A 5,667-nucleotide genomic window follows, 5' to 3' on the forward strand; every position below is an offset into this window, starting at 1 on the left:
AAGCGGCCCGAGATCCTGATGATCTCGGGCCGCTTTCCATTTAAAAAGGGGGGCGCTCAGCCCTCCAGCGCCCACACGGCGGCCTGCCAGGGCTGGAAGGTCATGGCCGTGGGGGCGGCGGGCGCGCTGTCCCAGTTGGCGATGAGGAGGCGGGCGGCTTTCCCTGTCAGCTCCGCCGGGGGCGTGAAGTCCGCCGGGGCGCCGGAGAGGTTGCACACGGTAAGCAGGGTCTTGTCCCCCAGGGTGCGGGTGTAGGCGAAGAGCTGGGGGTCCTCCGGCAGAATCAGATGGTATTTACCGTAGACGATGAGGTCGCGGTCGGGCGAGCGGCGGCGCAGGGCAATGAGCTTCTGATAGTAGTGGAACACCGAGTCCGCCCGGCACAGCTGCTCCTTGGCGTTGATGGACACATAGTTGGGGTTGACCATGATCCAGGGGGTGCCGGTGGTGAAGCCGGCGTTGGGGGAGTCGTCCCACTGGAAGGGGGTGCGGGCGTTGTCCCGGCTCTTGTAGGCGATGGCGGCCCTCAGCTCCTCCTCCGGCAGGACGCCCCGGGCGGAGAGGTCGTGCCAGGCGTTGATGGACTCCAGGTCCCGGTAGTCCTCCAGGGAGCCGAAGGGGGCGTTGGTCATGCCCAGCTCCTCTCCCTGGTAGACGTAGGGGGTGCCCTGCATCATGTGGAGGCAGGTGGCGATGCACTTGGCCGAAATCTCCCGGTATCGGGGAGAGTCGTCTCCCAGCCGGGAGACGATGCGGGGCTGGTCGTGGTTGCAGAAATAGAGGCTGTTCCAGGCCACCTCATCCAGCTCGTCCTGCCACCGGGAGAGGAGCTTTTTCAGGGCTACCAGGTCCATCTTCCGGGTGCTCCACTTGCCCACGGCGGGGTCGCCGCCGTCCAGGTCCACGTGCTCGAACTGAAAGACCATGTTGAGCTCGGTGCCCTGGGCGTTGGCATACTGCTTGGCCTGATCGATGGTCACCCCGGCGCACTCTCCCACGGTGAGGAGGTCGTAGCGGGAGAGCACCTTTTGGCGCATCTCCTGAAGGTACTCGTGGACGTGGGGACCGTTGCAGCAGCCCAGGTTGCAGGGTCCGTAGGGGGCGCCGCCGGTGGGCACGTCGGGCAGGCCCTCCCGCTTGGAGATCATGGAGATGACGTCCATGCGGAAGCCGTCGATGCCCTTCTCACACCACCAGGTCATCATATCAAAGACCGCCTGCCGGACCTGGGGGTTGTCCCAGTTGAGGTCGGGCTGCTTGGGGGAGAAGCAGTGGAGGTAGTACATCCCCGTGGCCCCGTCAAAGGTCCAGGCGGGGCCGGAGAAGGAGGAGCCCCAGTTGTTGGGCTCCTTCCCGTCCTTCCCCTCCCGCCAGATATAAAAGTCCCGCTTGGGGCTGTCTTTCGACCGGCGGCTCTCCACAAACCAGGGGTGCTCGTCGGAGGTGTGGTTGACCACCAGGTCCATGACGATCTTCAGCCCCCGCGCATGGGCCTGGGCCAGGAGCTCGTCGAAGTCGGCCATGGTGCCGAACTCGTCCATGATGGCCTGGTAGTCGCTGATGTCGTAGCCATTGTCGTCGTTGGGGGAGCGGTACACCGGCGAGAGCCAGAGCACGTTGACCCCCAGCTCTTTGAGGTAGTCCAGCCTGCCGGTGATGCCGGGCAGGTCGCCGATGCCGTCGCCGTTGGAGTCGCAGAAGCTGCGGGGGTAGATCTGGTAGATGACGCTCTCCTTCCACCATGCCTTTTCCATGTGGCGCTCCTCCCTTTATACGGCCTCGATGTGGTATTGGACTGCCTCGCACTCGTCCAGGAAGGGCAGGGCCAGACCGGCGTACATGAGCTCGTCGCCGCCGTAGACCTGGCCGTTCACACGGTAGTCCCGGTCCGGGTCCAACCCCTTGAGCCGCAGCAGAGGGCGGATGGGGTTGGCGTGGCGCTGGGTCTGGACCAGACCCACCAGGGCCCGGCTCTGGTCGGGGGCGACGTGCATCCAGGCGCAGAAGGATTCCTCAGCCCGGAAGGGGTCGCTGAGCCGGTAGTAGTCCCCCCGCATAACCAGCTCCCAGTCGGTGCGGAAGGCGGCGATCTGGTCCCGCACCTGGTCCAGCTCCTCCGCCGTGAGCTCGTTGAGGTCCAGCTCATAGCCGAAGGTGCCGGCGGCGGCCACCACCCCTCGGGTGTGGAAGGGGGTGGAGCGGTGGGTGAGGCCGTTGGGCACGGCGGCCACGTGGGCCCCCATGGCGCAGCAGGGATAGCAGAAGGAGGTGCCGTACTGGATGCGCAGCCGGTCCATGGCGTCGGTGTTGTCGGAGCACCAGATCTGGGGGGTGTAGTAGAGCATGCCGCAGTCGAACCGGCCGCCGCCGCCGCTGCACCCCTCGATGAGCAGGTCGGGGAACTCCCGGTGGAGGGTCTCCAAAATCTCGTATACCGCCAGCACGAAGCGGTGGTATACCTCACCCTGGCGCAGGGCGGGCAGACCGGCGCTCCACACGTCGGTGAGGCTGCGGTTCATGTCCCACTTGACGTAGGCGATGGGGGCGCTCTTCAGGGTGGAGCGCAGGTTGTCCAGCACGTACTGCTTCACCTCGGGCCGGGTCAGGTCCAGCACCAGCTGGTACCGGCCCCGGGTGAGGGGCCGACCGGGGACCTGGAAGGCCCAGTCGGGGTGGGAGCGGTAGAGGTCGGAGTTCTCATTGACCATCTCGGGCTCCACCCAGAGGCCGAACTTCATGCCCAGGCCGTTGATGCGCTCTGCCAGAGGGGCCAGGCCGCCGGGGAGCTTCTTCTGGTTGACGTTCCAGTCCCCCAGGCCGCCGAAGTCGTCGTTGCGCTCACCGAACCAGCCGTCGTCCATGACCATCATCTCCACCCCCACCCGGCTGGCGGCCTGGGCGATGGAGAAGATCTTGTCGGCGTCGAAGTGGAAGAGGGTGGCCTCCCAGTTGTTGATGAGAATGGGCCGCCGCTGGTCCTTCCAGGGACCCCGGCACAGGTTGAGGCGGATGGCCCGGTGGAAGAGACGGCTCATGTGGCCCAGGCCCCGGGCGGAGAACACCATGGCCGCCTCGGGGGCGGTGAAGGTCTCCCCGGGCTCCAGACGCCAGGCGAAGTGGAAGGGGTGGATGCCCAGGGTCATGCGGGTCTCATGGAACTGGGTGTGCTCCACGCTGGCCAGGAAGTTGCCCGAGTAGACCAGAGCCATGGCCCAGCAGCGGCCGGCGTCCTCGGTGGTATCCCGGTCGCAGAGGACCAGGAAGGGGTTCTGCTGGTGGCTGGAAGAGCCCCGGACGCTGCCGGCGGAGTGGACCCCCTGGGTGAGGGCAGCGCGCACCGGCTCCCGCTCCCGGGCGTAGGCGCCGCCCAGGGTGATGAAGTCGCGCTCTCCCACCGGGAAGTCCAGGCAGGCGGAGGCCACCCGGGTGAGGCGGACGGGGGCGGCGCCGTCGTTGCGGACCCGGACGGACCGGGTGATCATGTCGTACTCCTCCAGTACGCCGTAGAGCAGCTCCAACGTCAGGCCGCTGCACTGGTCGTGGAGCTCCACGGTGAGTGTCTGGGCGGCGACGCCTTCTCCGTAGAAGGCGGGCAGGCCCTCCAGGGCGTACTTGCCCTCCGTGATGGTATGGCGGACATAGCGGAAATCTGCCGTGTGGCTGCCGTCGGCCAGGTCAACCTCCAGGGAGGGCAGACGGAAATCCCCCACGCCGCTGGAGGAGTACTCCTGGGGCTGGGTGTCCAGGGACCAGGTGCGGTCCAGGCCCACCTCGTCGGGGTTGGGGGAGAAGCCCCGGTCCTCAGGGCAGATGAGCCGGGAGAGATCGCCCCTCCGCAGCCGGGGGCCGTAGTAGGTGTGCAACAGCACCCCGGTGCTGTCGACCTTCATCTGGTAGCTGGTGGTGCGGGTGCTCAAGGTGATGGTGCGCTGGGAAGCGTCAAAGCCGATCATGGAGCATCATCCTTCTGACATAGAATGGGGTGGCGGCCGCCGGGAATCTGCCCGGCGGGAGTCAGACTTATTGTATCATATGGAACCGGTTTTTCCAGCCTGATTTTCGATAAAATAGGGGGAATTTTTAAAATTCTGACGGAGTGTTCTCTTCGACGCGAAAAAGATTTTAGCGATAATCCACAAAAAAATGTAATCGGTTTCATCAATCCTACAAAAAAGTTCGGAAACGTCAGCTTTCTCTTGATTATTCCGTGAAAGTGTTGTTAAAATCATAGGCAAGATGATCCGTGAGGCTGTGCTGGGGCACCTGTTGGAGGGGGCGGCGGCCGGGACGGGTCCAAAGTACGGGCCCCCTGGGCTACTCCATTACCATAGCCCTGCGGGACCCAGAAAAGGAGGAGAAAAACCGCCGGCCGGCGGTGCGGCAGTGTGGAGACCTGCCGTAAACCCGTCAGGGTTCCGCTCCCGGACGGGGAGGCCTTTGCGCGGAGGCGCGGAGGTCACGGCCAAGGGATATGGCGACTGTGAGCCTGCAGCACATCTACAAGATCTACGATGGGAACGTGACCGCGGTCAGCGACTTCAACCTGGAGATCGCCGACAAGGAGTTCATCGTTCTGGTGGGCCCCTCCGGCTGCGGCAAATCCACCACCCTGCGGATGGTGGCCGGCCTGGAGGACATCAGCAAGGGGGAGCTGCGCATCGACGGCAAGCTGGTCAACGATGTGGAGCCCAAGGACCGGGACATTGCCATGGTGTTTCAGAGCTACGCCCTCTATCCCCATATGACGGTGCGGGAGAACATGGCCTTCCCCCTGAAGTTGCGGAAAATGCCCAAGGATGAGATCGCCCGCCGGGTGAATCAGGCCGCCGAGATCCTGGACATCACCCAGTACCTGGACCGCAAGCCCAAGGCCCTCTCCGGCGGCCAGCGCCAGCGGGTGGCCATCGGCCGTGCCATCGTCCGGGAGCCCAAGGTGCTGCTGATGGACGAGCCCCTCTCCAACCTGGACGCCAAGCTGCGCAACCAGATGCGGGCCGAGATCATCAAACTGCGCCAGCGGATCAATACCACCTTTATCTACGTCACCCACGACCAGACCGAGGCCATGACCCTGGGCGACCGCATCGTCATCATGAAGGACGGCCTGGTCCAGCAGATCGGTACCCCCCAGCAGGTCTTTGAGCGGCCGGTGAACCTCTTTGTGGCCGGCTTCATCGGCACCCCCCAGATGAACTTCTTCCGGGCCCGGTTGGAGAAGAGCGGCGAGGGCTATATGATCCGGTGTATGGGGGCGGTCATCCCCGTGCCCGCCGCCATGGCCGCCGGACTGGCCGCGAAGGGCCGGGAGAGCGCCGACGTGATTCTGGGCGTGCGCCCGGAGCATATCTCCCTCCAGGCCGACCCCGAGGCCGCCATCACCTGCACAGTGGAGGTGTCCGAGCTCATGGGCAGCGAGTTTTACCTCCACGGCACCGTGGGGGAGGGCGCCGAGCAGCAGAATCTGGTCATGCGGGTGCAGACCGGCGACCTGCCGGAGACCTACCGCTCCGGCGTGCCCTACGGCACCAAGCTGAACTTCACCTTCCACAGCCACCTCATCCACCTCTTCGACCCCGCCACTGAGAAGAACCTGCTGGCGGACTGACCTGTACAGATCAAAAAAGCGGCCGGAGCTATGCTCCGGCCGCTTCAGCCTGTCGAAAAAGT

3 protein-coding genes are annotated in these 5,667 nt (G+C 65.0%); 1 reads left to right on the plus strand and 2 read right to left on the minus strand.

What is annotated here, in order from left to right; translation table 11 throughout:
- Positions 1–56 precede the first annotated feature (56 nt).
- Together Q0K15_RS10345 and Q0K15_RS10350 are read right to left on the minus strand one after the other, a co-directional pair.
- Complete coding sequence (locus Q0K15_RS10345; protein WP_294515772.1) at positions 57–1,754, minus strand: alpha-glucosidase; 1,698 nt, start codon at positions 1,752–1,754, stop codon at positions 57–59.
- A 15-nt stretch (positions 1,755–1,769) separates the two neighbouring features.
- Positions 1,770–3,953 (minus strand): alpha-galactosidase, encoded by a 2,184-nt coding sequence (locus Q0K15_RS10350; RefSeq protein ID WP_294515773.1) that lies wholly within the window; start codon positions 3,951–3,953, stop codon positions 1,770–1,772.
- Between the two features lie 518 nt (positions 3,954–4,471).
- Between Q0K15_RS10350 and ugpC the strand changes: the two genes are divergently transcribed.
- Complete coding sequence (ugpC, locus tag Q0K15_RS10355) at positions 4,472–5,605, plus strand: sn-glycerol-3-phosphate ABC transporter ATP-binding protein UgpC (RefSeq protein WP_294515774.1); 1,134 nt, start codon at positions 4,472–4,474, stop codon at positions 5,603–5,605.
- Positions 5,606–5,667 lie beyond the last annotated feature (62 nt).

The sequence above is a fragment of the uncultured Intestinimonas sp. genome (assembly GCF_944387245.1).
Lineage (GTDB): Bacteria > Bacillota > Clostridia > Oscillospirales > Oscillospiraceae > Intestinimonas.

What these genes read in the sequence shown, in the direction of transcription:
- Q0K15_RS10345 (WP_294515772.1), bottom strand. Translation starts at nt 1,754, where the DNA reads ATGGAAAAGGCATGGTGGAAGGAGAGCGTCATCTACCAGATCTACCCC.
- Q0K15_RS10350 (WP_294515773.1), bottom strand. Translation starts at nt 3,953, where the DNA reads ATGATCGGCTTTGACGCTTCCCAGCGCACCATCACCTTGAGCACCCGC.
- ugpC (WP_294515774.1), top strand. Translation starts at nt 4,472, where the DNA reads ATGGCGACTGTGAGCCTGCAGCACATCTACAAGATCTACGATGGGAAC.